Raw genomic sequence first — 24,463 nt, forward strand, 5'->3', positions numbered from 1 at the left:
GGAATGCGACGTAATTCAAGGTGTCGTGATGGCGCGAACGATGAAACAGAATCTGTTTTTCCGGCTGCTGGGACGCTTGCGGGTCGGGCGCAAGCTACTGCTGATTTATCTGCTCGACTTGAGCGCCGTGCTGTATATCAGCGGCATTCTCATTCACGAGAAGTATATTTCGATCGACTTCTCGCAGAAGGAGATCGTCGGCAATGCGTATCTCGGCACGGTGCGCGACGCGCTGATCGACGTCGCCATGAGCGGCGCCACCGCGCGCGTGAACGCGCCGCAACTCGCGCAGATGAACCCCGCGCTCGCGGGCGCCGAAGCACGCTACGGCGCGAACCTGCAAAGCGCGGCCTTGAACCAGCAGGTGCGCCGCGCGCTGGACGCGCTCGCGGCCTCGGCACACAGCGGCCAGCCGCTTTCGCCCGCCGCCGTGAGCGCCGCGCTCGAAGCCTGCCGCGAACTCATCACGCGCGTGGGCAACCAGTCGAACCTGATTCTCGACCCCGACCTCGACAGCTATTACTCGATGTCGCTCTCGATCCTGCGCTACCCGGCGCTGCTCGAAGCCGTGAACGGCATTGGCCAGCGCTTGCGCGAAGGCAGCGACTCGCCGCAGGCGCGCCGCGAACTGAGCACGCGCTATCTCGTGCTCGAGGGCCAGCTCGACGCCGTCTCGCAAGGCTTGCGCTCCGACTACGCCGAAGCGGGCGCGGCCAACGAAGACGTGAAGCGCGCGCTCGCCATGCCGATGGCGAATCTGCTCAACGCCGTCGAGGCCTACCGCGAGGCCGCCCGCGCCCTGGTCGCGCAAGGCGGCGGCGACGCCGCGAGCCGCGCCGCCGCGCAGGCGGCCCACGCGGCCCTGGTGGCGCGCGTGGGCGACGCGTGGCACGCCACCGGCGACGAACTCGACACGCTCCTGCACGCGCGCGTGCGCGGCCTGTTCTCGCGCATGTGGCTGCATCTCGGCACCGCGCTATTCCTGCTGTGCGGCATTCTCTCGATGGTCTATCTCGTCGCGCAGCAGATCTCGCGGCCGCTGCGCGAACTCGCGCGCGTGATGGACACCGTGCGCCGCACCGGCGACCACGGCGTACGCGCGTCGTGGCACAGCCAGGACGAGATCGGTCAGCTCGTGACCGGCTTCAACGACATGCTCGTGCAGCTCGACCGCGAACGCGACGTGCAGAAGGAACTCGCCGCCACGGCGCGCGCGTCCGAAGCGCAGCACGCGCTCGTGGAGGCCACGCCCGTGCCGATGATGGTCACCGCGGTGCCCGGCCACGAAGTGCTGCACGCGAATCATCCGGCGCTCTACTGGCTCAACGGCTGCACCGCCGACCCGTGGGCCAGCGGTCTCGACTCCGCCGTGCGCGCGCGCTTCTTCCAGCAGCTTTCCGACCGCGACGCCGTGGACGAATTCGAAGTGCGCTGGATGGCGAGCGCCGAGCCCACGTGGGCCATGCTCTCGGCGCGGCGCCTCACGTTCCAGGGCCGCGACGCCGTACTCACCGCCTTCACGCCGATCAACCAGATCAAGCTCATGGAGCAGCGGCTCGAACTGTGGGCGAAGGTGTTCGAGGCGTCGTCGGAAGCCATTCTGATCCTCGACGAGAACCGCCGCCTGCTCACGGCCAATGCCTCGTTCTACCGCGCGACCGGCTATCGCGCCGAAGACGTGTGCGGCACGTTGCCCGACTTCGTGGTGGCGTCCACCAACGGCGGCCCGCTCATGGCGCAACTCGCCGAACTCGTCGACATCTCCAGCGTCTGGAACGGCGAAGCCGTGGTAAGGCGGCGCGCGGGCGGCGACTATCCCGCGTGGCTCATGATCAGCGCCGTGCGCGACAAGCGCGCGAGCGTTTCGCATTACATCTGCACGCTCATCGACATCACGGACCGCAAGAAGAGCGAAGCGCGCATCCAGTTTCTCGCGGAGCACGACGTGCTCACCGAGTTGCCCAACCGCGCGCTCTTCACCCGGCGCCTCGGCGCGGCCATCGAGCAGGCGCGTCACACGCGCGGGCGTCTCGCCGTGCTGTTCATCGACCTCGACCGCTTCAAGGACATCAACGACACGCTCGGCCATCATGCGGGCGACGGCCTGCTGCGTTCCGTGTCGCGGCGCCTGTTGCAGTCGGTGCGCGCGGGCGACACGGTGAGCCGTCTTGGCGGCGACGAGTTCACGGTGCTGCTGTCGAGCGCGGGCGGCAGCGGCGACGTCGCGCGCCTGATCGACGAACGGCTGCTGCCGCTCGTGCGCGAACCGCATTCGATCGGCGGCATGACCTTGCAGGTCGCGTGCAGTATCGGCATCGCCATGTATCCCGACGATGGCGACACGATCGAAGCGCTCATGCAGAACGCCGACGCCGCCATGTACCGCGCCAAATCGAGCGGCCGCAATCTCGTCAAGTTCTTCTCGCCCGACATGGCCGAGAGCACGCGGCATCGGCTCGAACTCGAAGCGCATTTGCGCACCGCCATCGAGCGCGAGCAGCTGTGGCTCGCGTATCAGCCCTGCGTGGACGCGGCTACGGGCGAGCTCATGAGCGTGGAGGCGCTGCTGCGCTGGCAGCATCCGCATCTCGGGCTCGTGCCGCCCGCGGAATTCATTCCGATCGCCGAGGAGACGCGCCTGATCCTGCCGATCGGCGCATGGGTGATCGAAGAAGCGTGCCGCCAGATCGCGCGCTGGCGCGACGCCGGTTTGCCCGCCATGCGCGTGTCGATCAATCTCTCGGCCATGCAGTTGCGCGACGACGAGCAACTCGTCACGCATCTGCGCGAAAGCCTCGCGGCGCACCACGTGGACGCGGGCAGCCTCGAGCTGGAAATCACGGAAACGGTGCTGATGGAAAGCGTCGGGCATCATCTCGACGCCATCAAGGAGATTCGCGCGCTGGGCGTGAAGCTCTCGCTCGACGACTTCGGCACGGGCTATTCGAGCTTGAGCTATCTGCATCGCTATCCGCTCGACCGGCTGAAGATCGACCGCGCGTTCGTGCACGGCCGTCTCACCGCGCCCGCCGATCTCGCGGTGATTCGCGCCATTGTCGAACTCGGGCACGAGCTGGGCCTGCGCGTGGTGGCCGAAGGTGTGGAGCAGGAACACGAGGCCGCCGCGCTGCGCCGTATCGGCTGCGACGAATTGCAGGGCTTCCTGTACGCGAAGCCGTTGCCGCACGAGGCGCTCACGGAGTGGCTGCGTTCGCGCGATGCGGCGTTGATCGACTGAGCGCGGTGCCGGGCGCTACACCGTGCGCCCTACAACTCACCGATCCTCAACCAGCGCACCGCAGGATGATCGCCCGCGAGCGCATGCGGCAGCACTTCGTGCACGAGGCGCAGGCCGCGCGCCGAATTCGCGAACCACACCACGGCGTCCTGCGTTGCGCGATTGCCCATCACGAAAGCGCGAAAGCCCGGGCAATTGCCCCAGTGAAAGCAGCATTGCTGCGCGGGTTCGAGGCCCCAGCCGAGTCCCCACGCCACGTGCGGATCAAGCGGATTCGCTCCGGCGAGGTCTTCGGCGTCGTTGCCCTGGCGCGTCGGTACGGCGGGCGTGAACCAACGCGCATGACTGTCGCGCGACAAACCTTCGCCACGCAAAACGGCGCGCACGAAACGCAGATAATCCTGCGCCGTCGTCACGAGCGACCACGAAGCCTGCGCCGTTTCGAGCCGGCGTTTGGCCACCGGCTCGCCGTCCCACTCGTGGCCTTGCGCGTAATTCGCCTCGAAGCGCGCCTGCCAGATCAGGCTCGAATCGCGCATGGCCAGCGGCGTGAAAATACGCTCTAGCGCCAGCGCTTCGAGCGTTCGGCCGCTCACCGCTTCCAGCGCGCGCTGGAGCCACGCGAACGCGCTGCTGCCGTAGCTGAAGCGCTCGCCGGGTGCGAAGTAGGTCTTGAGCGGCGCAGCCTCGCGCACGATGTTGGGCAAACCGCTCGTGTGGGTGAGCACGTGCCACGCGGTGATCGCATGCGAACGCGCATCACCTGGCAGGTAGTCGCCGCCGATGTCGCGCAGCGGCGCATGCAGATCCAGCCGGTTTTCGTCGGCGAGTTGCAAGGCGAGGTACGCAACCAGCGGCTTGGTGAGCGAAGCCGCTTCGAACACGGTGCGCGTGTCGATGCGTGCTGCATCGTGCGCACCGCGCCAGCCGCCCGCGTAGGCAAAGGCCGGTTCGCCCGCGCGCAAGGTCGCCAGCGAGACCCCCGGAATGCGACCGCTCGCGATCACGTCGTCCAGCCAGGTTTGCATGCGCGACTCCGGTGAGCGTGGAGCGAGCAGCATACACGCGCGGGCCGCGCCTGCGCGCGCCGCGTGGAGAGTGCTACATTACGCACCTGAAAACGGGAGACGCCATGAACGCTTCGCAACACATCGACGAACTGATCGCGGGACTCACCGACTGGCGTCGCGAGACGTTCGTCGCCATGCGCGAGGCTATCCTCGCCGCCGACGCGGAAATCGTCGAGGAATGGAAGTACATGGGCAGCCCGGTCTGGTATCGCGACGGCATGATCGCCGTGGGCAACGCGCACAAGGGCAAGGTCAAGCTCACGTTCGCGAACGGCGCGAGCCTCGCCGACCCCGACCAGCTCTTCAACGCGGGGCTCGAAGGCAACGCGCGGCGCGCGATCGACTTTCTGGAAGGCGACAAGGTGCCCGCACAAGCGCTGAAAAAACTCGTGCGCTCGGCCATCGAACTCAATCAGTCGAAAGCCAAAAAGAAAACGCCCGCCAAGGCGGGCGCCATCAAGAAGGCCGGCTAAAGTCGCGCCGGATCAGGCGAGGTCGCTGACTTCGCGAATCGGGATCACGGTGCGGTCGCCGCAATTGCGCAGCACGTCGCGCAAATCGTTGATGACCGGAAACACCTCGTGGTTCCAGTCCGCGCCCTGCGCGTCGTGCGCAGCCTGTTCCATTTCGACGATATCGCGGTCTTCCTTGAAGATGCGCTCGGTGAACCACACCAGCAGCGGCCACGCGAGGTCGAGCATGAACGGCACCGAGGAAGGCCGCCGCACCGAGAGCAGCCCGAAGGTGCGGTTGGTGCGCTGCTGCGCGTCGAGCGGCACGTAGATGATCCACAGGTCCATCACGAGCGTGTCTTCGTCGGAACGAATGCGCAGCCGCTGATACGGATATTCCGTGCGGATCGTCATCACGCTCTTGCCGCCCTGGTCCGAGCGATTCTTGCTCGAGCCGAACACGAGCGCCTCGCCCGTGGGCTGCTTGCCGCCTTCGCGCTCGAACACGTAGTCGACTTCCACCCAGTCGTCGCCGCGACGGCGGCCGAGCGAGCGCGCGCGCATCTGCCCCATTTGCTTGCGATGCAGAAACTGATGGTTCATGTCCATCAGGTTCTCGTGCATGAACGAGTAATGGCAATTCACGGGCTTGCCGAAGCGGCGCGTCTTGAACGCTTTATCGGTGAGCGAAGGCAGTTCGGGCAGCTGGCGCGACTCGGCGAGCGTGGCGTCGCCGGGGAACACGAAGATCAAGCCGTGCACTTCCTGGCACGGGTACGCGCGCACGCCGTTGGGCAGGCGCTCGCGGCCCAGATACGGCACGTCCACGCATTTGCCGGAACAGTCGTAGGTCCAGCCGTGATAGCCGCAGCGAATGCCTTCGCCGTCCACCACGCCCGCGTGCAACGGCACCTGCCGATGCGCGCAGCGGTCTTCGAGCGCGTGCACCTGGCCCGAGGCGGTGCGAAACAGCACGATCGGCTCGCCCGCGAAATGGACGCCCAGCGTCTTGCCGCTTTTGACTTCGCGCGACCAGGCGAGCGGGTACCAGTTGTCGGGGTGAATGGGCACGCGCCGAAGGTCGCGCACGGGCGCCTCGATCGTTTGGCCGTCACGTAAAGGCATTGCGCGCATGCAAAAACTCTCCTGTCTAAAGCCGGATCCAGCGCTGCGAGAAGACGGGTCGCTCCCCACGGGATTCGCCATGGTACCGGATCACGGCCTGCACCGTGTACCGCGCCAAATCCCTGACGCCGGGAAGGAGCCGCCAGTGCGCAATTTACATGCCGATGCAAAACGGCTTCCAGGTTCACGCGGGATCAGGTGGATAGGTATGTTGGCGCGCTCGCTTGCTTGTTATAATTCGCTCACACTTACGAAACAAATCTAACGTTCGCCGCGCGATTCGTCGCCGTCAGACCGCCCCCGCTCATGGCCAAAACCGACCGGCTGCGCGCCCTCGCCGACGCGCTCGCAAAACACAACGTCATGCATCTGCGCGATGCCGCCGCGCTGCTCGGCGTTTCCGAAATGACCGTGCGGCGCGACATCGGCGCGAATCCCGAACGCTTCACCTATCTCGGCGGCTATATCGTCAGCGCGAGCGACGTGCCGAACTCCGCGGGTTACTCGCTCGAACACGAGAAGGATCACTTCGCGCAAGCGAAGGCGCAGGCCTCCGCGCAGGCGGCGCGGCTCATCGCGCAGAACGACACTATTTTCATCGATTGCGGCACGACGCTCGCCGCGCTCGCGCGCCTCATCCCCTCTTCGCTGCAGGTGACGGCCGTGTGCTACTCGCTCAACGTTGCCGAAATCCTGCGGCGCATGCCCAACGTGCGCATGATCCTGCTGGGCGGCGTCTACGTGCCGTCGTCGGATTCGTTTTCGGGCGAGGAAAGTCTCGAAACGCTGCGCCGCATGGGCATCAACAAGGCGTTCATTTCAGCGGGCGGCGTGGATGCGGCGCGCGGCGTGACCTGCTGGAATTTTCACGAAGTCGCGCTCAAGCAGGCGGCCATGGCGAGCGCCGTGGAAAGCCATCTCGTGGTGGACGCGAGCAAGTACAACGTGGTCAAGGCGTGGCGCTTCGCGCCGGTGGACGCGTTCGCTTCCATCATCACCGAGCAAGGACAGGCGTTGCGCGAGCCCAGCGCGTGAGATCGCGGCAGCGGTTCTAGCGGCGCGCACGTTGCGCACGCGGCGCCCTCACCGCAACGCCGCTGGAACCCGGCCTAAACCCAGCCGGAATGCCGCGGAAACGCCGCCGGAACGCCGCCCAAACTACGCCAGACCTCAGCCGCGAACGGGCCTCGCAGCCACCGCAAATCAGCTGCGCCGGCGCAGCGCGAACAGCGTGCCGGCCACGAGTATGAACGCGCCCACGATCACCTTCTGCCACGTGCTCGGCACGCCCACCAGAATCAGCACGTTGTTGATGAGCGTGACGAGCGCCACGCCCAGCAGCGTGCCGACCACCGTGCCGCTGCCGCCCGTGATGCGCGCGCCGCCCAGAATCACGGCCGCGATCACGTCGAGTTCCGAGCCCACCAGATCGAACGGGTTCGCGAGCCGGTTGTTCGACACGTGCAGGATGCCGGCCACGCCCGCCAGAAACCCCGTATAGCCGAACACGAACAGCCGGATCGCGCGCAGGTTGAAGCCGAGCCGTTCCGCAATCGCGGTGCTGCCGCCCATGGCGTACACGGCGCGCCCCATCATCGTGCGATTGAGCAGCCACCACGTGAGCAGCGCGCCCGCCACGAGCGCGATGGCCGAGACGGGCAGCACCGCGTTGAGGCCGTCGGCGGTCTTGTAGGCAATGAGCGCGTAGCGCCCGAAATGATCCATGCTGTGCGGGATGTTCATGAAGAACGTGGTGCCGACGAAGGTCAGCAGCAACCCGCGATACAGATACTGCGTGCCGATCGTGACGATCAGCGAAGGCGCCTGCAAGCGGTCCACGAGCAGGCCGTTGATGACGCCGAGCAGAATGCCGCCCAGCGCGCCCGTGAGCAGGATGAGCACGAACGGCGCCTCGGGCCACCAGGCGAACACGGCCTTGGTAATGGCGTACATGGTGAACGCGCCGATGGCCGTGAACGATACGTCGATGCCGCCCGAAGCCAGCACCACGAGCGTGCCCAGCGCGAACAGCGAGGTGGTGGTGGCCGAGTGCAGCAGGTCGAACAGCGTCGCCCATTGAAAGAAGCGCGGGTTGATCGACGCGACGACCACGCAGGTGATGACGATCAGCGTGGCCGTGAACCACTCGGGATTGCGCGCGAGCTTCGCGCGCCAGTTGAGCGGCAGCGTGTCGCGCGCGTGATCGACGGGCGAGGCGGGTTGGGAAGATGAGGACATGGTCGTGGGATTCATGACGGTCGAGCGCTCCGGCGATCAAGCCGCTTCGGCGAGCAGCGCGCGATACAGTTGCGCCTCGGTGAGCCCTTCGGCGCGATGCGCCTCGGCGAGGCGGCCCTTGCGCATCATCAGCACGCGGTCGCAGTTTTGCAGCAGTTCGGGCAGGTCGTCGCTCACGAGCAGAATGCCGATGCCGCGCTGCGACAGTCTTTGCATGATGCGATAGATGATGTCCTTCGAGCCCACGTCCACGCCCACGGTCGGGCCGTGCAGAATGAGCACGCTCGGGTCGATGGCGAGCCAGCGGCCGATCAGCACGCGCTGCTGGTTGCCGCCCGAGAGCGACTGCACCGCCTTGTCCACGCTCGGTGTGGCGATCTGCAATTCCTTGACGGTCTCTTCCGCCAGCGCGCGGGCGCGCGAGCGGTCGATCTGGCCGAAGCGGTCGCGCAGGCTCGAGATCATCGCGGTGATGACGTTGTCGCGAATGGGTTTGTCGAGGAACAGCCCTTCGTTCAGGCGGTCCTCCGGCACATAACCGATGCGCGCGCGTTTGGCGTCGCCGGGATTCGCGAGCCTGATCGTGCGGCCGTCGAGCACGACGTCGCCTGCGTCGGCGGGCGCCACGCCCGCCAGGGCGCGCGCGAGTTCGTTGCGGCCCGAATCGAGCAAGCCGGTCACGCCGAGTATCTCGCCGCGATGCAGCGTGAACGACACCTCGCGAAACTGGCCCGCGCGGCCGAGATTGCGCACGTCGAGCAGCACATCCGCGGCCGGTGCTTCGGTGCGGTAACGTTCGGTGGACAGCTGGCGTCCCGTCATCAGTTCGCTCAGCTGCGCCTTGGTGTAATCGCTGATCGGCCCTTGCGTGACTTTCTGGCCGTCGCGCAGCACGATCACCTCGCCGCCGATCGCATAGCATTCGTCGAGCTTGTGGCTCACGAACAGCACGGTCACGCCCTGCGCGCGCAACTGGCCGAGCACGGCGATCAGGTTGGTCACTTCTTTCTGCGTGAGCGAGGTCGTGGGTTCGTCCATGATGACGAACTTCGCCTCGCTCGCAATCGCACGCGCGATGGCCACCAGCTGGCGCGTGGCGAGCGGCAGCTGTTCGATCAGCGTGGCCTGGAAGTCGGCGTCGCCGGGCAAGCCCACGGCTTCGAGCGCGCGTTTCGCCGTGCGCGCGAGTTCGCGCCGGTCGAAGGTGCGCGCGAGACGCCCCGCGTGTGCCGCGAGTTCGGTCGTCAGGCCGACGTTTTCGCCCACGCTCATATTCGGCAGCAGCGAAAGATCCTGATAGACCGTTTCGATGCCGGCCGCGAGCGATTCGAGCGGCGTGAGCTGCGTGTGGCGCGCGCCGTCGATCACGAGTTCGCCTTCGTCGGGCGGCTGCGCGCCCGAGATGATCTTGATGAGCGTGCTCTTGCCGCAGCCGTTTTCGCCGAGCAGATGATAGATCTGCCCGCGCGCGAACGTGAGCGTCACGCCGCGCAGCGCGTAGACGCCCGTAAAGCGCTTGTGCACGTCGAGCACCTGCAATAGCGGTTCCGGGGCAACCATGGTTTCACTCATCGCGTTTCACTCATCGGGTTTCATGCAGCGCGCGCCCTGCTCAACCGCGTCGCGCGCGCCGCTCGTCTCCGGTCAGAAGTTGTATTGCTTGTAGTTCGACTTGTCGACGCTCACCCAGCCCTGGCCGCGCACGATGACGCCCTTGCCCGGACCCTTGGAAACCGTGACCTTCTCGTAGCCCGGCAAGCCGAGGTTCGCGCCGTTCTCGACCGTCTTGCCGTCGAGCAGCATCTTGGCGATCTTGTTCATGGCCATGCCAGCCGTTTTCGGGTCCCAGAACGCAATGCCGTTGATGGCGCCGCTCTCCAGATACTTGCCCGCTTCCGTCGGCAGACCCGTGCCGTACACGCAGATCTTGCCTTGCAGGCCCGCCTCTTCCACCGCGCGGCCAATGCCGATCACGTCCAGCGACGACGAACCCTGGAAGCCCTTGAGGTCCGGATGCTTGCGCAGCACTTCCTTGGCGACTTCATAGGCGCGCTCGCCGTCGTTGTTGGTCTCCAGATTCGTTTCCACGAGCTGCATCTTCGGGAACTTCTTCTTCGCGTTGTCGATGCCGCCGTTGGCCCACTGCACCTGCGAACGGCTGCCGAGCGAACCCACCAGCGTGGCCCACTTGCCTTCGTTGTGCATGCACGCGCCCAGCCGGTCGTTGAGCGCCGCGCCGTACGCCGAGTTGTCGAACGCCTCGACGTCGACCATGGTGTTCTTCTCGTTGTCGGCTTCGTGCGTGACGACCTTGATGCCGCGATCCATCGCCTTCTTGAGCGCCGGTTCGAGCGTAGGCGGGTCGTACGGCACCACGGCGATCGCGCTCACTTTCTTCGCGATCAGGTCGTCGATGATCTTGAGCTGCTGCGCGGCGTCGGCGCGGCCCGGCCCGGTTTGATAAACCGTCACGCCCGGATTCTCCTTGCCGAATTCCTTGACGCCTTCTTCCATGCGATTGAACCAGCTGATGCCGGTGACCTTCACCACCGTGACGATGGTCTGATCCGCCGCGTGCGCCGCGGCCACGAGGCCCGCCGCCAGCGCGCAGGCCGTGAGGGCCACGCTGAGTCGCTTCATCTTCATGTCTTGTCTCCGTTATTGGCAGTCGCCCCGAATTGGATGGCGGCGGACCTCCGAGGCTCGACGTCCGCCTTGCACTGGAAAGACGTTAGCCGGACGCCGGTTTCTTCCGCGCGGGCTTGCTGGTGGTGGCCGATTTCGCCGTGCCGAAGATCGCGCGCACGCGCTCGCCGCCCGCGAACGCGAGCGAGGCGAGCAGCAGGAAACCCCACGCGCAGTCGCCGAAGAACTGCGAAACGCCCATCAGGTTGAACAGGCTCGACAGGAATTGCAGCACCGTCGCCGCGAAAAACACGCAGATGATGCGGCCATAGCCGCCGGCGGGATCGACGCCGCCCATCACCGCAATGAGGATCGCGATCAGCAGATACGAATTGCCGTAATCCCATTTCGCGCTCGACGTGTGCGACACGCTCACGAGCCCGGCGAGCGAGGCGAGCACGCCGCACATCGCATAGGTCAGGACGAGCATGCGCGCGCGCGGAATGCCCGCGTAGAACGCGGCGCGCTGGTTCGTGCCCATCAGGTAGAGCCGCAGGCCGAACGGCGTGCGCTTGAGGAGCCAGCCGAGCAGCACGACCACGGCGATGAACAGCAGCAGCGAGATCGGTATCTGGAAGAACGTGCCGTTGCTGATGTCGGCGAGCGGTTCGACGTAATCCACGTGCACCGAGGCGCCGTTGCTGAGCGCCACCGCGAAACCCGTGAACAGCAGTTGCGTGCCGAGCGTGCAGAGAATGGGCGTGAGCCCGAGCCGCGCGATCACGATGCCGTTGAGCAAGCCGCCGATCAAGCCCATGCCCACGACGATCACGCAAAAGAGCGCGGTGTAGAGCACGGGCGAGTCGTCGCCGCTCACGAAATGCGGCACCACGAGCGCGGCGATCATGCCGGAGAGATTCGCGAGGCCCACGCCCGAAAGGTCGATGCCGCCGTTGCCCGAGAGCATGGACAGCATGATGCCGAGCGCGAGCAGCGCGACTTCGGGCAGTTGCGCGCCCATCGACTGGAGATTGTCGATGCCGACGAACTGGCCGTGCGAGACCCAGATCGCCACGAGCACGACGAGCAGGTTCACGGCGAGCAGGAAGTTGAGCTGCCGGTCGCCGAACCATTTCGCAAGCAAGGCTGACTTCATCGTTGCGGTTCCTTTTACGGTTCCTTTTACGGTTCCTTTTACGGTTCCTGCTGCAGGTTCCCGCGCGCGGCGCCGCGTTCCGGGGCGCGCGAGACGCCTGCGCTAATGCGCTTCGCTCGTGGCGAGGATCGCGTCCACTTCCGCGCGCGTGGGCATCGAAGGCGCGGTGCCGGGGCGCGTGACCGAAATGCCCGCGAGCGCGCAGCCGAAGCGCATGGCCGTGAGCGCGTCGTCGCCGCGCGCGAGCGCCGCCGCGAAGCCGCCCGTGAAGCCGTCGCCGGCGCCCGCCGTCTCCACCACGGCGCCGCACTGGAACGCGGGCAGCAGCACCGAGTCGTCGCGCGTATGCAGGAGCGCGCCCGCCTCGCCGAGCGTGACGATCACCGCGCCCGCGCCTTTCGCGAGCAGCACGTCGGCGGCGCGGCGCGCGTCGTCGGCGTTGTGAATGTCGATGCCGGTGAGCGCGGCCGCTTCGGTCTCGTTCGGCGTGACGTAGTCGCAGAGCGGAAAGAGGTCGTCGGGCAGCGCCATCGCCGGCGCCGGATTGAACACGGTGATCACGCCGTGGCGGCGCGCGAGTTCGAGGCCGCGCCGCGCCGCCGCCAGCGGCTGTTCGAGTTGCGTGACGAACACCTGCGACTGCGCGATATCGGCCTCGATGGCGTCGGCGTCCGCCTCGCTCATCGTGCCCGCCGCGCCGGGCGCGACGATGATCGCGTTCATGCCCGTGGTTTCGTCGACGAAAATATGCGCCGCGCCCGTGGCCACGCCCGGCACCGGCTGCGTGCGCGCCGCGATGCCTTCGTCGGCCCAGGTCTTGCGCGCGATCGCGCCGAACGCGTCGTCGCCCACGCGCGTGCAGAACACCACTTGCGCGCCCGCGCGCGCGGCGGCCACGGCCTGGTTCGAGCCCTTGCCGCCCGGCCCCATGGCGAACGCCGAGCCCGCGATGGTTTCGCCGATCACGGGCATGCGCGTGGCGCGAAACGCGAGATCGGTCACGAAGATGCCGAGAATGACGACGCGGCCTTGCTGATTGGCGGCCATGGCGTCACTCCCGGGCCGCAGGCGCGTCGGGCGCGAGCAGCACGCCTTTGGTGAACACGAAGCAGCCGTAGCCGCGCGCCTCGCCCGTGGCGATCACGCAGTACGCCTGGCGGGCGCGTGCGTAAAACGCGTGGCGCTCGATGGACGCGAACGGCGTGGCGCGGCCTTCGGCGGCGTCCACTTCGGCTTGCGCCTCGCGTTGCACGGCGGGGATCGTCTGCGGCTCGCCGACCACTTCCATGCGCATGGCCGGCGACTCCACGAAGGTGTCGAGCGGCAGCACCGAGAGAATCGCGCGCACGGCGCGCGGAGCGCTGGCGCCGTCGATACGCAGCAGCTTGCCCGTGACGGTGGCGCGCGCCACGGAGTCGGCGGGAAAGTTGGCGTCGCACACGACGAGTTCGTCGCCGTGGCCCATCGCACTCAGCGCTTGCAGGACATCGGCGTTCAGAAGCGGGTCGAGATTCTTCAGCATTTGTCTTGTCTCCAGCTAGTTTTTCTTGGTTTCGCGGGCGTTCGCTACGCCGGGCGTTCAATCGCCATACGGTATCCAGATGTTCTTCACCTGCACGGCGTGACGCAGGAACGGCACGCCCGCGCTTGCGCGCTCGAACCAGTCGAACTGCCGCCCGTGATCGACGAAGGTGCGTTTGAGGTTGCCCACCGACTCGCGCTCCACCAGCGCCGAATCCTGCGCCGAGCCGAAGCACCAGAGCGCGTCCACGTCGTCGTGCTTCGCGAGCGCGGGCAGCATGGCCGCGCGTTCGCCCGTGAGAATGTTGAGCGCGCCCGCGGGCACGTCCGAGGTTTCCACGACCTGGTAGAAGTCCGTCAAGGCGAGCGGATTCGCCTCGCTCGCGAGCGCCACCACGCGATTGCCCATGGCCAGCGCGGGCGCGACCAGCGAGACGAAAGCGAGCAGCGGCGCTTCGTCGGGGCAGGCCACGCCGACCACGCCGATCGCCTCGTGCATGGCCAGCGCCACGCCACGCAGCGGCGGCGCGTGCACGGCGCCGTCGAACTTGTCGGCCCACGCCGCGTAACCGAACAGGCGGTCGATGGCGGCCTCGACCTCGCGTTCGGCGTCGCGCGCGTCGTGACCCGCGCGGCGCATGAGTTGCCGGGCAAATTCCTCGGCGCGCGCGCTCAGGTTTTCGGCAAGGTAATACAGCACCTGGGCGCGGCCGTGCGCGCTCATCTGCGTCCACTTCTGCGCGCCGCGCGCGGCAGCCACGGCGTCGCGCACGTCCTTGCGACTGCCCGCGCCCACCTCGCCCACCCACGCGCCGTGCGGGGCGTGCACGGCGTACGAGTAGCCGCTGTCGGGGCGCACCTGCTTGCCGCCAATGAAGAGCTTGGGCGTGCGGTCGAGCGTGCCGACGGCAGCGCTCTCGTCGAAGGTCTGCCTGCTCGGCGCGCGCGCGGCGCGCATCGGCAATTTGCTCCAGCTCGCGGGCTTCAGATACTCGAACACGCCTTCGCGGCCGCCCTCGCGCCCGAAACCGGATTCGCGATAGCCGCCGAAGCCCACGCTCGCGTCGAACAGATTGGTCGCGTTGATCCACACCACGCCGCATTGCAGGCGCGGCGCGATGTCGAGCGCGCGGCCGATGGTCTCGCTCCACACGCTCGCGGCGAGCCCGTAACGCGTGTTGTTGGCGAGCGCCACGGCTTCTTCGGGCGTGCGAAAGCTCATGGCCGCGAGCACCGGCCCGAAAATTTCCTCCTGCGCGAGCGTGGAAGCCGGGCCGATATTGGTGACGAGCGTGGGCGGATAGAAGCAGCCGCCCGCGGGCAGGTTCACGCCTTCGGCTTGCCAGATCTCGCAGCCCTCGCGCTTGCCCGCCGCGACGAGCGTTTCGATTCGCTCCAGTTGCACGGCATCGACAATCGCGCCCAGGTCGATGCCCTTGTCGAGCGACGGCCCCACGCGCAGCGTGGCCATGCGCCGCTTCAGTTTGTCGATGAAGCGCGCCTCCACGCCCTCCTGCACCAGCAGGCGCGAGCCCGCGCAGCACACCTGGCCCTGGTTGAACCAGATCGCGTCCACGACGCCTTCCACCGCGCCGTCGAGGTCGGCATCGTCGAACACGATGAACGGCGACTTGCCGCCCAGTTCGAGCGTGAGCGACTTGCCCGTGCCCGCCGTGGCGGTGCGGATCAGGCGGCCCACTTCGGTCGAGCCCGTGAAGGCGATCTTGTCGACGCCCGCGTGTTCAACGAGCGCCGCGCCCGTGCCGCCGTCGCCGGTCACGACGTTGAGCACGCCCTTGGGCAAGCCCGCGCGGTGCGCGAGTTCGGCGAACAGCAGCGCCGTGAGCGGCGTGTATTCGGCGGGCTTGAGCACCACGCAGTTGCCGAGCGCGATGGCGGGCGCGACCTTCCACGCGAGCATCAGCAGCGGAAAATTCCACGGCACGATCTGGCCGATCACGCCGAGCGGCGCGTAGCCCGCGAACTCGCTTTCCTGCAATTGCGCCCAACCCGCGTGATGCAGGAAGTGGCGCGCGACCAGCGGCACGTCGATGTCGCGCGTCTCGCGAATCGGCTTGCCGTTGTCGAGCGCCTCGAGCACGGCGAACAGGCGGCTGTGCCGCTGCACCATGCGCGAGAGCGCATACAGATGACGCGCGCGCGCCGCGCCGCCGATCGCGTACCACTCGGGTTGCGCGGCACGCGCGGCGGCCACGGCGGCGTCGATATCGGCGGCATCGCCCTGGGCCACGCTCGCGAGAACGTCGCCGCTGGCCGGTGCGCGCACCTCGAAGTGCGCGCCGCTCGCGGGCTGGCGCCAGGCGCCGTCGACAAAATGGCCGAACGTGCCTGCGTGCTGCGCGAGCCACGCGCGCACGGGCTGATCGTCCTCGGGGGCGGGACCGTAATCCATGGTTCGAAAGTACTCGGCTACGCTCATAGTCGGTTCGGTTTCCGCTCGGGTCTCAGGCAACGGGATGACGATGGAACGCGGAATAGCGCCCGCTCACGTGGTGTTCGAGCTGGCGCTCGATGTCGGCGAGCAGACTCGACGCGCCGAAGCGGAACAGATCCGGTTCGAGCCACGGCCGCCCGAGTTCTTCCTTCATGAGAATCTGGTACGCGAGCGCGGCCTTCGCCGTGGAGACGCCGCCCGCCGGCTTGAAGCCCACGCGCGCGCCGGTGCGCTCGCCGTATTCGCGAATCATGCGCACCATCACGAGCGACACGTCGAGCGTGGCGTTCACGCCCTCCTTGCCCGTGGACGTCTTGATGAAGTCCGCGCCCGCCATCATGCAGATCATCGAGGCCTTCGCGACGTTCGACAGCACACGGATGTCGCCGGTCGCGAGAATCGTCTTGAGATGCGCCTCGCCGCACGCCGCGCGGAAGTCGCGCACTTCGTCGTAGAGCGCGCGCCAGTTGCCGGTGAGCACGTACTCGCGCGTCACGACGATGTCGATCTCGCGCGCGCCATCGGCAACCGAGGCTTCGATCTCCCTGAGCTTGAGTTCGTGCGGATTGAGCCCGGCGGGAAAACCGGTGGACACGGCGGCCACGGGAATGCCGCTGCCCGCGAGCGCGTCCACGGCGGCGGCCACGAAGCGGTGATACACGCACACGGCGCCGGTTTTGATGGATTCGGGCGGCATGCCGAGCGCGGCCAGCAGGTCCGCGCGCACGGGGTGGCGCGCCTTGGTGCAGAGGCGGCGCACGCGGCCTTCGGTGTCGTCGCCGCTGAGCGTGGTGAGGTCGATGCAGGTGACCGCTTTCAGCAGCCACGCCGCCTGCGCGTCTTTCTTGACGGCGCGGCGCGTGCCGAGCGTGGCCGTGCGGCGCTCGACGGCCGACTGGTTGACGCGCAAACCGTCGAGCCAGGCGGCGTCGAACGGCACGCCGGCGTTGCGGTCCGCATGCCCGGCAGCCGTGCCATGCAGCACGACGAGCGAATTCGTTGAGGCTTCTGACATAGGCTGGGAGGCGAATTTGTGCAATGCACATCAAACCGTGATGGTTTATTCGCGACCATCCTATACCCATGAAATGATCGTGACAATGCTCGTTACAATCCCAACTAGGCAGACGCGGGAAACCGTGCTAAACCGTGCGCAGCAGGAAGTTCTGTCGGATTGAAGCGCGGCTGCGCTCAGCGATCCCCCGTGATCCCTCAGTGATCCACGCGTGAGCCGTTAGTGAGCGCTCACGCCACGGCGCGCCGCCGGTCGACGATCTCGACGATCTGCCCGCCGCTCACGCGCACGATGCGGTCGGCGGCGTCGAAGAAGCGGTCGTCGTGCGACACCGCGATCACCGTTTTGCCCATGCGCTGGAGTTCCGGCAGGAACTCGCGATAGAACACGCCGCGAAAGGTCGGGTCCTGGTCGGCGGCCCATTCGTCGAGCAGGATGATGGGCCGCGCTTCCAGCATGGCCTGCACGAGCGCGAGGCGCTTGCGCTGGCCCGTCGAGAGATCCGTGGTGGTGAACGCGCCGTTTTCCACGCTGACCTTGTGGGCGAGTTCGAGGCGTTCGAGCCAGGGCGCCGCGCGCGCCGGGTCGGCGGCGCCGTCGGTCACGACATCGTCGAACAGGAAGTAATCGGCGAACACGGCGGAAAAGAGTTGCCGGTAGCCGTCGAGCGCCGCGCGGCTCACGCTCGCGCCGTTGAGCAGCAACGCGCCCTCGTGCGGCGTGTAGAGGCCGAGCAGCAATTTCACGAGCGTGGTTTTGCCGCTGCCGTTTTCACCGACGATAAAGACGATCTCGCCACGCGTGACTTCGAGGCTCGCCGGTCCCAGCGTGAAGCCGCGCGCGCCGCCCGGCCCCGGAAACGCGTAGGTCGCGTCGCGCAACGCGAGGCGCTCGAACGCGGGCGTGGCCGCCGGCGTACCGTCGAGCAGGTCGGGCTCGCTCTGCGCGAAGGCGGCGGACAACGCGGCAATACGCCGGAACGCCACCTGCGCCTGACCGAACGCGGGCAGCGCGCCGGCGAGCTGCTGGATCGGCCCCATCACGTAGAGCAGCACGATCACGAAGCCGCTCACCACGGCGGGCGCGACGCCCAGCCGGTGCTGGAGCAGCACGATCGCGCCGATCACCACGAAGAACAGCAGCGTCGAGGCGCTGTCCTGGAGCCAGAAGAGCGTCATCGCGCGCGTCTTGAGCTGCGCGATCAGATCGACGGCGCCGCCCAGTTGCGCCTCGTACACGCGCAGGCGGCGCGTGCGATTCATGCGCAGTTCCTTCGCGCCTTCGGTGATCGAGCGATACTGCTTTTGCAGGTCGTCCTGCGACTCGCGCACGCGGCGGTAGTAGTCGTCCCAGCGGCGCCGCGCCCAGCGCGCGAGCCACAGTCCCGCGACGATCGCCACTGCCGCCAGCGCGAACAGCGGCGGCGACAACACGAGCAGATAGACGACGCAGCCGAGCGTGACCGCGAAGGCGATCGCGTAACTCGAGAAGTTGTAGGTGAACGCGCTGACCGTGTCGATGTCGCCGTTGAGCGTCGTGATCAGCTTGTGCACGCGGTAATGCTCGATCGCGGCGAGCGGCGCGCAGACGATGCGCGAGGAAATGTCCTTGCGCAATGCCGCGATCACCTTCTGCCCAACCACGCTGTTGCCCACGCCCGCGATCAGGTTGCCGCCCACCGTGAGCGCGCACAGGCCCACGAACGCGCCGATGGTGCGCGCGCTCACGCCGCCCGCTTCGTGCAGGCCGTCGTTGACGGTCGCGAGCAGCCATGCGGTGGAAAAGCCGCCGATGCCGCCCATGGTCGTGGCGAGCAGCGTGAGCGGCCAGAAGCGGCCGATCAGGCGCAGCGCTTCGCGCAGCGCGTTGGGCGTGGGAGATTGCGTTGCGGAGTTTGCTTCGCTCACCGAACCATCCGTTTGAGTTGCGTCGCCGCGCGGCGTTAGCGACCGAGCGACACCATCAGATAGAGACCGCCCGCGAGCATCGCGAGCAGGCCCGCCGGCATTTGCTGCGGAAACAGCACGTTGCGGCCGAGCCAGTCCGACACCACCATCAACAGCGCGCCGAACAGCGCCGAGGCCAGCAGCTCGGCGGCGGCGCGCCGCACGCCCATGCGGCGCACGATATGCGGCGCCATCAGCCCGATGAACGACAGCGGCCCGACGATCATCGCCGCCGCCGCGCTCAACAGGGCTGCCAGCAGCAGGATCACGAAGCGCGCGCGCCGCACCGGCACGCCGAGCGCCGCCGTGACGTTCGCGCCGAGCGGCAGGATATCGAGCCAACGCGTGCAGAGTAACGCGAGCGCGAGCAAAGCGACGGCGAGCGTGAGCGCCATCGACGCAAAGGTTTCGTCGATCAAATAGGTCGAGCCCATCAGCAGATTGCGCAGCAGAGGCGCAAACGGGCCGCTGCCCGCGATCACGAGGCCGAACACGGCTTGCGACAGCGCGCTCACGGCAATGCCCGCGAGCAGCATTGGCTCTGGCGCGAAGCCGCTGCGGCGCGCGAGCGCGAGCATCGCCAGCAAGGTCGCGAACGCGCCCGCCGCGCAGGCCGCGAACAGGAGCGGCGCGCCCGGCGCACGCACGAGCCACAGCAGCACGAGCATGCCAAGCATGCCGCCGCCGCTGATGCCGAGCACTTCGGGGCTCGCCAGCGGATTGCCGGAGAGCCGTTGCAGCAGCGTGCCCGCCAGCGCGAGCAGCGCGCCCACGGCCAGCGCGCTTTCGATGCGCGGCACGCGCCAGTGCGCGAGCGCCGTCCATTCGGCCGCGCTGGCCCAATGCCAGCCCGCCGCGCCGCGCCCGAAGCCCGCCGCCAGCGCGACGGCGACGAGCAGCGCGCCACCGGCGAGGATCAGCAGCTTGCGCGTGGCGGCGGCCCGGCTCGGCGTGCACGGCGGGCTGGGGAGTTGCGCTTGCACGCCCGGCGGCGCGGCGCGCGCCTTCAGGCGCGGCACCAGCCACAGCAGCAGCGGCCCGCCGAACAGCGCCGTGGCCGCGCCCGTGGGGAGCAGTTCGCCCGCGAGGCCGCCCAGTTGCTGCACGGCCTGGTCGGTGACCCACAGCAGCAATGCGCCGATGAGCGGCGCCCACGTGAGCTGGTCGCGCAGCCGCCGCGCGCCGCAGGCCCGCGCCAGCGCGGGCGCCGCGAGGCCGATAAAGCCGATCATGCCCACGGCCGCGACCACGAAGGCCGTCAAGGCCACGGCCGCGGCGAGCGCCGCGAAGCGCGCGCGCGACAACGAGAGACCGAGGCTGCGCGCGCCCGCGTCGTCGAGGCCCGCGAGCGTGAGCGGGCGCACGAGCGCCGCGCACGCCATCGCGCACACCGCCACGCGCGGCAGCAGCCAGCGCGTCGTATGCCAGTCCTGCTGCGCGAGCGCGCCGCCGCCCCAGATGAAGAGCGCCGTGAGCGAGCGCTCGTAGACGATCGACAGCGCGAGGCCCAGCGCGCCGCAATAGAGGTTGACGATCATGCCGCCGAGCACGAGCGCCACCGGCGCGAACGCGCGCCGCCAGGCGAGCGCGAACACGAACAGCATCGCGAGCGCGCCGCCGCCGAGCGCGACGCCTTCGCGCCACGCGAGCAGCCATGCGGGCGCCCATAGCGTGGCGAGCATGAGCGCGAGCCACGCGCCCGCGGCAACGCCCACGGTCATTGGTTCGGCGAGCGGATTGCGCAGCACCTGCTGGAACACCACGCCCGCGAGCGCGAGCGCGCCGCCGCACAGCAGCGACAGCACGAGGCGCGGCAGCCAGCTGTAGTGCGCGACCATTTCGCCGATGTGGTCCGGCGCGGGCGCGAACGCCGCGCGCAGCCACGCCTCGCGCGGCACCTGCGCCGCCCAGCCATGCAGCGTGAGCGCAAAGGCCAGCGCCAGCAACGCGAGCACGGCTAGCACGGGGCGGCGCGCGTGGCGCAGGCCGGGCGCGCTCGCGCGCGGGATCGACAGATCAGGCATGGCCAGCCTCCGCGAGCAGCGCGTCGGCGAGTTGCCGGGCGAAGCGCGCGCCGCTGTAGAGCGCGCCGCCCGGCGAGACCTTCGGCATGGCCGCCACGCGCCGCGCGCGCGCGAACGGCAGGCTGCGCCAGAGCACGCCGCTTGCGAGCGTGGCCCGCGCGGCGTCGGGCAAGGGTTCCAGATAGACGAGGCACGCCTCTCCCGCGTCGCGCACCGCGGCGAGACGGGTGAAGTCGGTCATGGCGTAGCCGCGCGCATTGGTGTCGCGGGTCCACGCATTCGCGAGGCCCACGCGGGTCATCACGTCGCCGAACAGGCTGGGCGCGCCGAACGCGAGCACGTGCCGGTCATCGACGAACTCGACGACGAATACCGGCCGCTTCAAGACATCCGGGCGCGCCGCGAGACGTTGGCGCACCTGCGCGAGCGACGCCTCGGCGCTGGCGATGGCCGCCTCCGCCGCCGGCTCGCGCGCCAGGCGTTGCGCCAGCCGGCGCGTTTCGGCGGCGATCTGCCGCCACGGCGCCACGCCCGGCGCGGACAACGCCAGCGTGAGCGTGGGCGCGATGCGCTCCAGCTGCGCGCGCAGCGGCGCATGGGCGGGCGTGATGACGAAGAGATCAGGACGCAATTGCGCGAGCAGTTCGAAATTGGGCTGATACAGCAAACCGATGTCGATCACGCTCGCGGGCAGCGGCGGCGCGACGTTGGTGCGCCGATACCAGTCCGGCACGGAGGTCGCGAGCGGCGTCACGCCGAGCGTCAGCAGCATCTCGATGAGCCCGAAATCCATCGCCACGATGCGCCGCGGCGGAGCGCTCGCCAGGCTTTGCGCGCCGGCGCCCTGCCCCGCGCACGCGCTCGCCCCGCCGGCGAGCGCGGCCAGCGCGAACTTGAGCGCGTCGCGGCGATTCATCGTCGAAGCCAAGGCCAAACCGTTTCCTCCAGCACGAACGCGGGACGTGTCGCCACGCCCCGCGCATCACCGCGCATAACCCGTCACGCACGCATCGTCATGCGGGCGTCACCATTGATACTTCGCCGTTCCGAGCACGCCGATCGTCGAACCGTAGTAGCACGCGCCGCCCGAGCAATACGCCACGTACTTGCGATTCGTGAGGTTCGTGCCGTTGAGCGCGAACTTCCAGTTGCCGATGTCGTAGTGCACGGCCGCGTCGAGCAGCACCACGCTGCCCACGTCGAACGTGTTGGCCGTGTCGCCCGCCGACATGCCCAGATAGCGCACGCCGCCGCCGAAGCCCAGGCCGCGCAGCGGTCCGCCGTGCAGCGTGTAGTCGGCCCACAGCGAGGCCATGTTGCGCGGCGCGATGGGCGGCCGCTTGCCCAGCTGCGAAGCCGTATTGCTCTTCGTCACGACCTGGTTCACGTAGGTGTACGACCCGAGCACGGCCAGCGAGTCGGTGAGCTGCACGTGCCCTTCCAGTTCGATGCCGCGCGAGCGTACTTCGCCCGTCTGCACGGCGTAGCCCGGATGCAGCAGGTCCGTCGTGGAAACGTTCTGCTGCGTGAGGTTGTAGAGCGACAGCGTGTAGAGCGCGTTATAGCTCTTCGGCTGATACTTCACGCCCACTTCGTATTCCTCGCCCGTGGTTGGCACGAGCGCGTCGCCGGCGAAAGTCGTGCCCACGCTCGGCTGGAACGACTTCGCGTAGCTGAAGTACGGCGCCACGCCGCTGTCGAGCAGATACGACACGCCGCCGCGCCACGTGAACGCATGCGGCGTTTGATGCTGGAGCGTATTGGCCGTCGTGGTCTGCGTCTGGATGTTGGTCGCCGTCCAGTCGTTGCGCGCGCCGAGCGTGACGAGCCAGCGGCCGTACTCGATCTGATCCTGCACGTACACGCCCACCTGGTCGGTGGCCGTGTCCACGCGCTTGTTGGTGGTCGTGATCGCCGCGAGATGCGAGAAGTCCGCCACGAACGGATTGAGCGTGCCGACCGCGCCCGTGCCCGAGTTCACGCCGTTCAGGAGGCGCTGGTAATCCACGCCGAACAGCACCGTCTGCTTCAGCGCGCCCGTGGCGAATTTCGCCTGCAACTGGTTGTCCATCGAGAACTGGCTCAGATGCTCGCGGTCGAGGAACGCGTTCATGTTGAGCGTCGAGGTCGAACCCGTCGCCCAGTTGCTGAAGAACGTCTGGTGATAGTCGATATCGTCGTGCAGATACCGCGCGTTCGAGCGGAACGTGAAGGTGTCGTTGAGCTTCTGCTCGAAGCGGTAGCCGAATGCGTACTGCGTGCGGCGGAAATAGTCGTCGTTGGGATTGCCGACGTAGGTGCCCGTCGCGATCTTGCCGTTGGGGTTGTACGTCGCCACGCCGCTCACCGGCAGCGAATCGAACAGCCCGCCCGCCGGGTCGCGCTGATACTGCGCGTAAAGCGTGAGCGAGGTGTCTTTGGTCGGCCGGATCGTCACGCTCGGCGCGATGGCGAGACGCTGGTCCTTGATGCCGTCCACCTGGGTGTCGGCGTCGCGCCCGAGGCCCGTGAGGCGATACAGCACCGTGCCCGCCTCGTCGACCTTGCCGCCCAGGTCGAAGCCCGCCTCGTAGCCGTCGTGGTTGGCGAACTGGAGCATGACTTCGTGCACCGCTTCCTCGGTCGGCAGCTTCGACACCAGGTTGACGATGCCCGCCGGACTGCCCGCGCCGTACAGCACCGAGGCCGGGCCGCGCAGCACTTCCACGCGCTCCACGAAATACGGGTCGATGCGCGGATTCGCGTAATACGCGCTCGGCTGCAGAATCATTCCGTCGAGGTATTCGGAATAGTCGAAGCCCCGCCCGCGCAACTGGTCGAAGCGGAAGTCGGTCGAATCCTGCGAATACACGCCGGGCGTGTAGCGCAGCGCCTGGTCGACGGTCCGCGCGCCTTGCTGGTCCATCTGGTCGCGCGTGACCACGGAGATCGACTGCGGCACGCGCACGATGGGCGTATCCGTTTTCGTGCCCGTGATGCTGCGTTTCGCGACGATGCCGGCCGTCGGGCCCGTGGGCGACTCGCGCTGCGTCGTGACCTGCACGGCGGGCAGCGTGGCGCTGGCCGCGGCTTGTGCCGATTGTGCCGATTGCGCCGGTTGCGCCGCCGGTTCCGCCGGGGCGGACTGTGCCGCGCGTGCGGGCGCGGCGGCGGCGCTGTCGGTGCCGTCCGTTGCCGGCTGCTGCGCGTGCACGATGCCCGGTAGCGCCAGCGTGAGCCCCGTCATACCCGTCAGCCCGAGTCGCGCGAAGTGCGCGAGCGGCGTCTGCACCCGGCGGCGCCCCGTCGTGTTGTTCTTGTGTCGTCCCTTCATCTTCGAATACCGAGTGAATGTTAATGATAATGCTTCTTGTTACACTTGCGAAAGCGACGAATTCCCGGGCGATCGATATCGCGGGGAATCGGCAGAAGCGCTTTTCTCGGGGGACGTGGTCTGGGAAGACAGCCGCGGCGCGCTTTCAGCAGGAGCGAGGCGGTTGCGAGCTTGTCGGATATAGATGATACCGACGCGACTCGCGCAGAGGTGGACAACCTTGGGGGCGCACTGGACAATAATCGTCCACTGGAGACGGTTTCGCCGATTTTTCGCATCGAATCG

General features: G+C 67.9%; 17 protein-coding genes. 3 read left to right on the forward strand and 14 right to left on the reverse strand.

Features of this window, described 5'->3' with window-relative positions:
* The first annotated feature begins 40 nt into the window (after positions 1–40).
* Positions 41–3,238: a bifunctional diguanylate cyclase/phosphodiesterase gene (locus FAZ98_RS24575; protein ID WP_158954936.1), complete on the forward strand. Its 3,198-nt coding sequence runs from the start codon at positions 41–43 to the stop codon at positions 3,236–3,238.
* A 29-nt stretch (positions 3,239–3,267) separates the two neighbouring features.
* On the opposite strand, the gene FAZ98_RS24580 is transcribed toward FAZ98_RS24575, so the two are convergent.
* On the reverse strand, positions 3,268–4,266 hold the full coding sequence (locus tag FAZ98_RS24580; protein WP_158954938.1) for a serine hydrolase domain-containing protein: 999 nt from the start codon (positions 4,264–4,266) through the stop codon (positions 3,268–3,270).
* A gap of 104 nt (positions 4,267–4,370) precedes the next feature.
* Between FAZ98_RS24580 and FAZ98_RS24585 the strand changes: the two genes are divergently transcribed.
* The gene (locus tag FAZ98_RS24585; protein ID WP_158954940.1) at positions 4,371–4,781 is read left to right on the forward strand and encodes a DUF1801 domain-containing protein; all 411 of its coding nucleotides are present in this window, start codon (positions 4,371–4,373) and stop codon (positions 4,779–4,781) included.
* Between the two features lie 12 nt (positions 4,782–4,793).
* Here FAZ98_RS24585 and FAZ98_RS24590 read toward each other — a convergent pair whose 3' ends face one another.
* Entirely contained in the window at positions 4,794–5,894 is a 1,101-nt protein-coding gene (locus FAZ98_RS24590) for an aromatic ring-hydroxylating oxygenase subunit alpha (protein WP_158954942.1), read from the reverse strand.
* Positions 5,895–6,191: 297 nt separating this feature from the next.
* On the opposite strand from FAZ98_RS24590, the gene FAZ98_RS24595 reads away from it, so the two are divergent.
* A complete protein-coding gene (locus tag FAZ98_RS24595) occupies positions 6,192–6,920 on the forward strand; it encodes a DeoR/GlpR family DNA-binding transcription regulator (RefSeq protein WP_158954944.1) in 729 nt (242 codons plus the stop codon).
* 168 nt (positions 6,921–7,088) lie between these two features.
* On the opposite strand, the gene FAZ98_RS24600 is transcribed toward FAZ98_RS24595, so the two are convergent.
* The 12 genes from FAZ98_RS24600 to FAZ98_RS24655 form a co-directional block, all read right to left on the reverse strand.
* A complete protein-coding gene (locus FAZ98_RS24600; RefSeq protein ID WP_158954946.1) occupies positions 7,089–8,138 on the reverse strand; it encodes an ABC transporter permease in 1,050 nt (349 codons plus the stop codon).
* 21 nt (positions 8,139–8,159) lie between these two features.
* Positions 8,160–9,695: a sugar ABC transporter ATP-binding protein gene (locus tag FAZ98_RS24605; RefSeq protein WP_158954948.1), complete on the reverse strand. Its 1,536-nt coding sequence runs from the start codon at positions 9,693–9,695 to the stop codon at positions 8,160–8,162.
* Between the two features lie 72 nt (positions 9,696–9,767).
* Positions 9,768–10,769, reverse strand: coding sequence for an autoinducer 2 ABC transporter substrate-binding protein (locus FAZ98_RS24610; RefSeq protein WP_158954950.1), 1,002 nt, complete (start codon positions 10,767–10,769; stop codon positions 9,768–9,770).
* A gap of 85 nt (positions 10,770–10,854) precedes the next feature.
* Positions 10,855–11,904 (reverse strand): ABC transporter permease, encoded by a 1,050-nt coding sequence (locus FAZ98_RS24615; protein WP_158954952.1) that lies wholly within the window; start codon positions 11,902–11,904, stop codon positions 10,855–10,857.
* A 102-nt stretch (positions 11,905–12,006) separates the two neighbouring features.
* Positions 12,007–12,951, reverse strand: a complete 945-nt coding sequence (gene rbsK / locus FAZ98_RS24620; protein ID WP_158954954.1) for a ribokinase — start codon at positions 12,949–12,951, stop codon at positions 12,007–12,009.
* A 4-nt stretch (positions 12,952–12,955) separates the two neighbouring features.
* Positions 12,956–13,426: an RbsD/FucU family protein gene (locus FAZ98_RS24625; protein ID WP_158954956.1), complete on the reverse strand. Its 471-nt coding sequence runs from the start codon at positions 13,424–13,426 to the stop codon at positions 12,956–12,958.
* Positions 13,427–13,483: 57 nt separating this feature from the next.
* Positions 13,484–15,865 (reverse strand): aldehyde dehydrogenase family protein, encoded by a 2,382-nt coding sequence (locus tag FAZ98_RS24630; protein WP_158954958.1) that lies wholly within the window; start codon positions 15,863–15,865, stop codon positions 13,484–13,486.
* A gap of 25 nt (positions 15,866–15,890) precedes the next feature.
* Positions 15,891–16,895: a deoxyribose-phosphate aldolase gene (deoC, locus tag FAZ98_RS24635; RefSeq protein WP_158954960.1), complete on the reverse strand. Its 1,005-nt coding sequence runs from the start codon at positions 16,893–16,895 to the stop codon at positions 15,891–15,893.
* 230 nt (positions 16,896–17,125) lie between these two features.
* The gene (locus FAZ98_RS24640; RefSeq protein ID WP_158954962.1) at positions 17,126–18,802 is read right to left on the reverse strand and encodes a cyclic peptide export ABC transporter; all 1,677 of its coding nucleotides are present in this window, start codon (positions 18,800–18,802) and stop codon (positions 17,126–17,128) included.
* Between the two features lie 35 nt (positions 18,803–18,837).
* The gene (gene fhuB, locus FAZ98_RS24645; RefSeq protein ID WP_158954964.1) at positions 18,838–20,865 is read right to left on the reverse strand and encodes a Fe(3+)-hydroxamate ABC transporter permease FhuB; all 2,028 of its coding nucleotides are present in this window, start codon (positions 20,863–20,865) and stop codon (positions 18,838–18,840) included.
* On the reverse strand, positions 20,858–21,781 hold the full coding sequence (locus FAZ98_RS24650; protein WP_158954966.1) for an ABC transporter substrate-binding protein: 924 nt from the start codon (positions 21,779–21,781) through the stop codon (positions 20,858–20,860). Before FAZ98_RS24650 ends, fhuB begins: the two co-directional genes overlap by 8 nt.
* A gap of 108 nt (positions 21,782–21,889) precedes the next feature.
* The gene (locus FAZ98_RS24655; protein ID WP_233272913.1) at positions 21,890–24,178 is read right to left on the reverse strand and encodes a TonB-dependent siderophore receptor; all 2,289 of its coding nucleotides are present in this window, start codon (positions 24,176–24,178) and stop codon (positions 21,890–21,892) included.
* Positions 24,179–24,463 lie beyond the last annotated feature (285 nt).

Source organism: Paraburkholderia acidisoli (assembly GCF_009789675.1).
GTDB lineage: Bacteria > Pseudomonadota > Gammaproteobacteria > Burkholderiales > Burkholderiaceae > Paraburkholderia > Paraburkholderia acidisoli.

Coding starts and splice junctions, on each gene's coding strand:
- FAZ98_RS24630 (WP_158954958.1), bottom strand. CDS start 15,865: ATGAGCGTAGCCGAGTACTTTCGAACCATGGATTACGGTCCCGCCCCC.
- FAZ98_RS24625 (WP_158954956.1), bottom strand. CDS start 13,426: ATGCTGAAGAATCTCGACCCGCTTCTGAACGCCGATGTCCTGCAAGCG.
- fhuB (WP_158954964.1), bottom strand. CDS start 20,865: ATGCCTGATCTGTCGATCCCGCGCGCGAGCGCGCCCGGCCTGCGCCAC.
- FAZ98_RS24575 (WP_158954936.1), top strand. CDS start 41: ATGAAACAGAATCTGTTTTTCCGGCTGCTGGGACGCTTGCGGGTCGGG.
- FAZ98_RS24580 (WP_158954938.1), bottom strand. CDS start 4,266: ATGCAAACCTGGCTGGACGACGTGATCGCGAGCGGTCGCATTCCGGGG.
- FAZ98_RS24615 (WP_158954952.1), bottom strand. CDS start 11,904: ATGAAGTCAGCCTTGCTTGCGAAATGGTTCGGCGACCGGCAGCTCAAC.
- FAZ98_RS24650 (WP_158954966.1), bottom strand. CDS start 21,781: ATGAATCGCCGCGACGCGCTCAAGTTCGCGCTGGCCGCGCTCGCCGGC.
- FAZ98_RS24590 (WP_158954942.1), bottom strand. CDS start 5,894: ATGCGCGCAATGCCTTTACGTGACGGCCAAACGATCGAGGCGCCCGTG.
- deoC (WP_158954960.1), bottom strand. CDS start 16,895: ATGTCAGAAGCCTCAACGAATTCGCTCGTCGTGCTGCATGGCACGGCT.
- FAZ98_RS24600 (WP_158954946.1), bottom strand. CDS start 8,138: ATGAATCCCACGACCATGTCCTCATCTTCCCAACCCGCCTCGCCCGTC.
- FAZ98_RS24655 (WP_233272913.1), bottom strand. CDS start 24,178: ATGAAGGGACGACACAAGAACAACACGACGGGGCGCCGCCGGGTGCAG.
- FAZ98_RS24585 (WP_158954940.1), top strand. CDS start 4,371: ATGAACGCTTCGCAACACATCGACGAACTGATCGCGGGACTCACCGAC.
- rbsK (WP_158954954.1), bottom strand. CDS start 12,951: ATGGCCGCCAATCAGCAAGGCCGCGTCGTCATTCTCGGCATCTTCGTG.
- FAZ98_RS24595 (WP_158954944.1), top strand. CDS start 6,192: ATGGCCAAAACCGACCGGCTGCGCGCCCTCGCCGACGCGCTCGCAAAA.
- FAZ98_RS24605 (WP_158954948.1), bottom strand. CDS start 9,695: ATGAGTGAAACCATGGTTGCCCCGGAACCGCTATTGCAGGTGCTCGAC.
- FAZ98_RS24610 (WP_158954950.1), bottom strand. CDS start 10,769: ATGAAGATGAAGCGACTCAGCGTGGCCCTCACGGCCTGCGCGCTGGCG.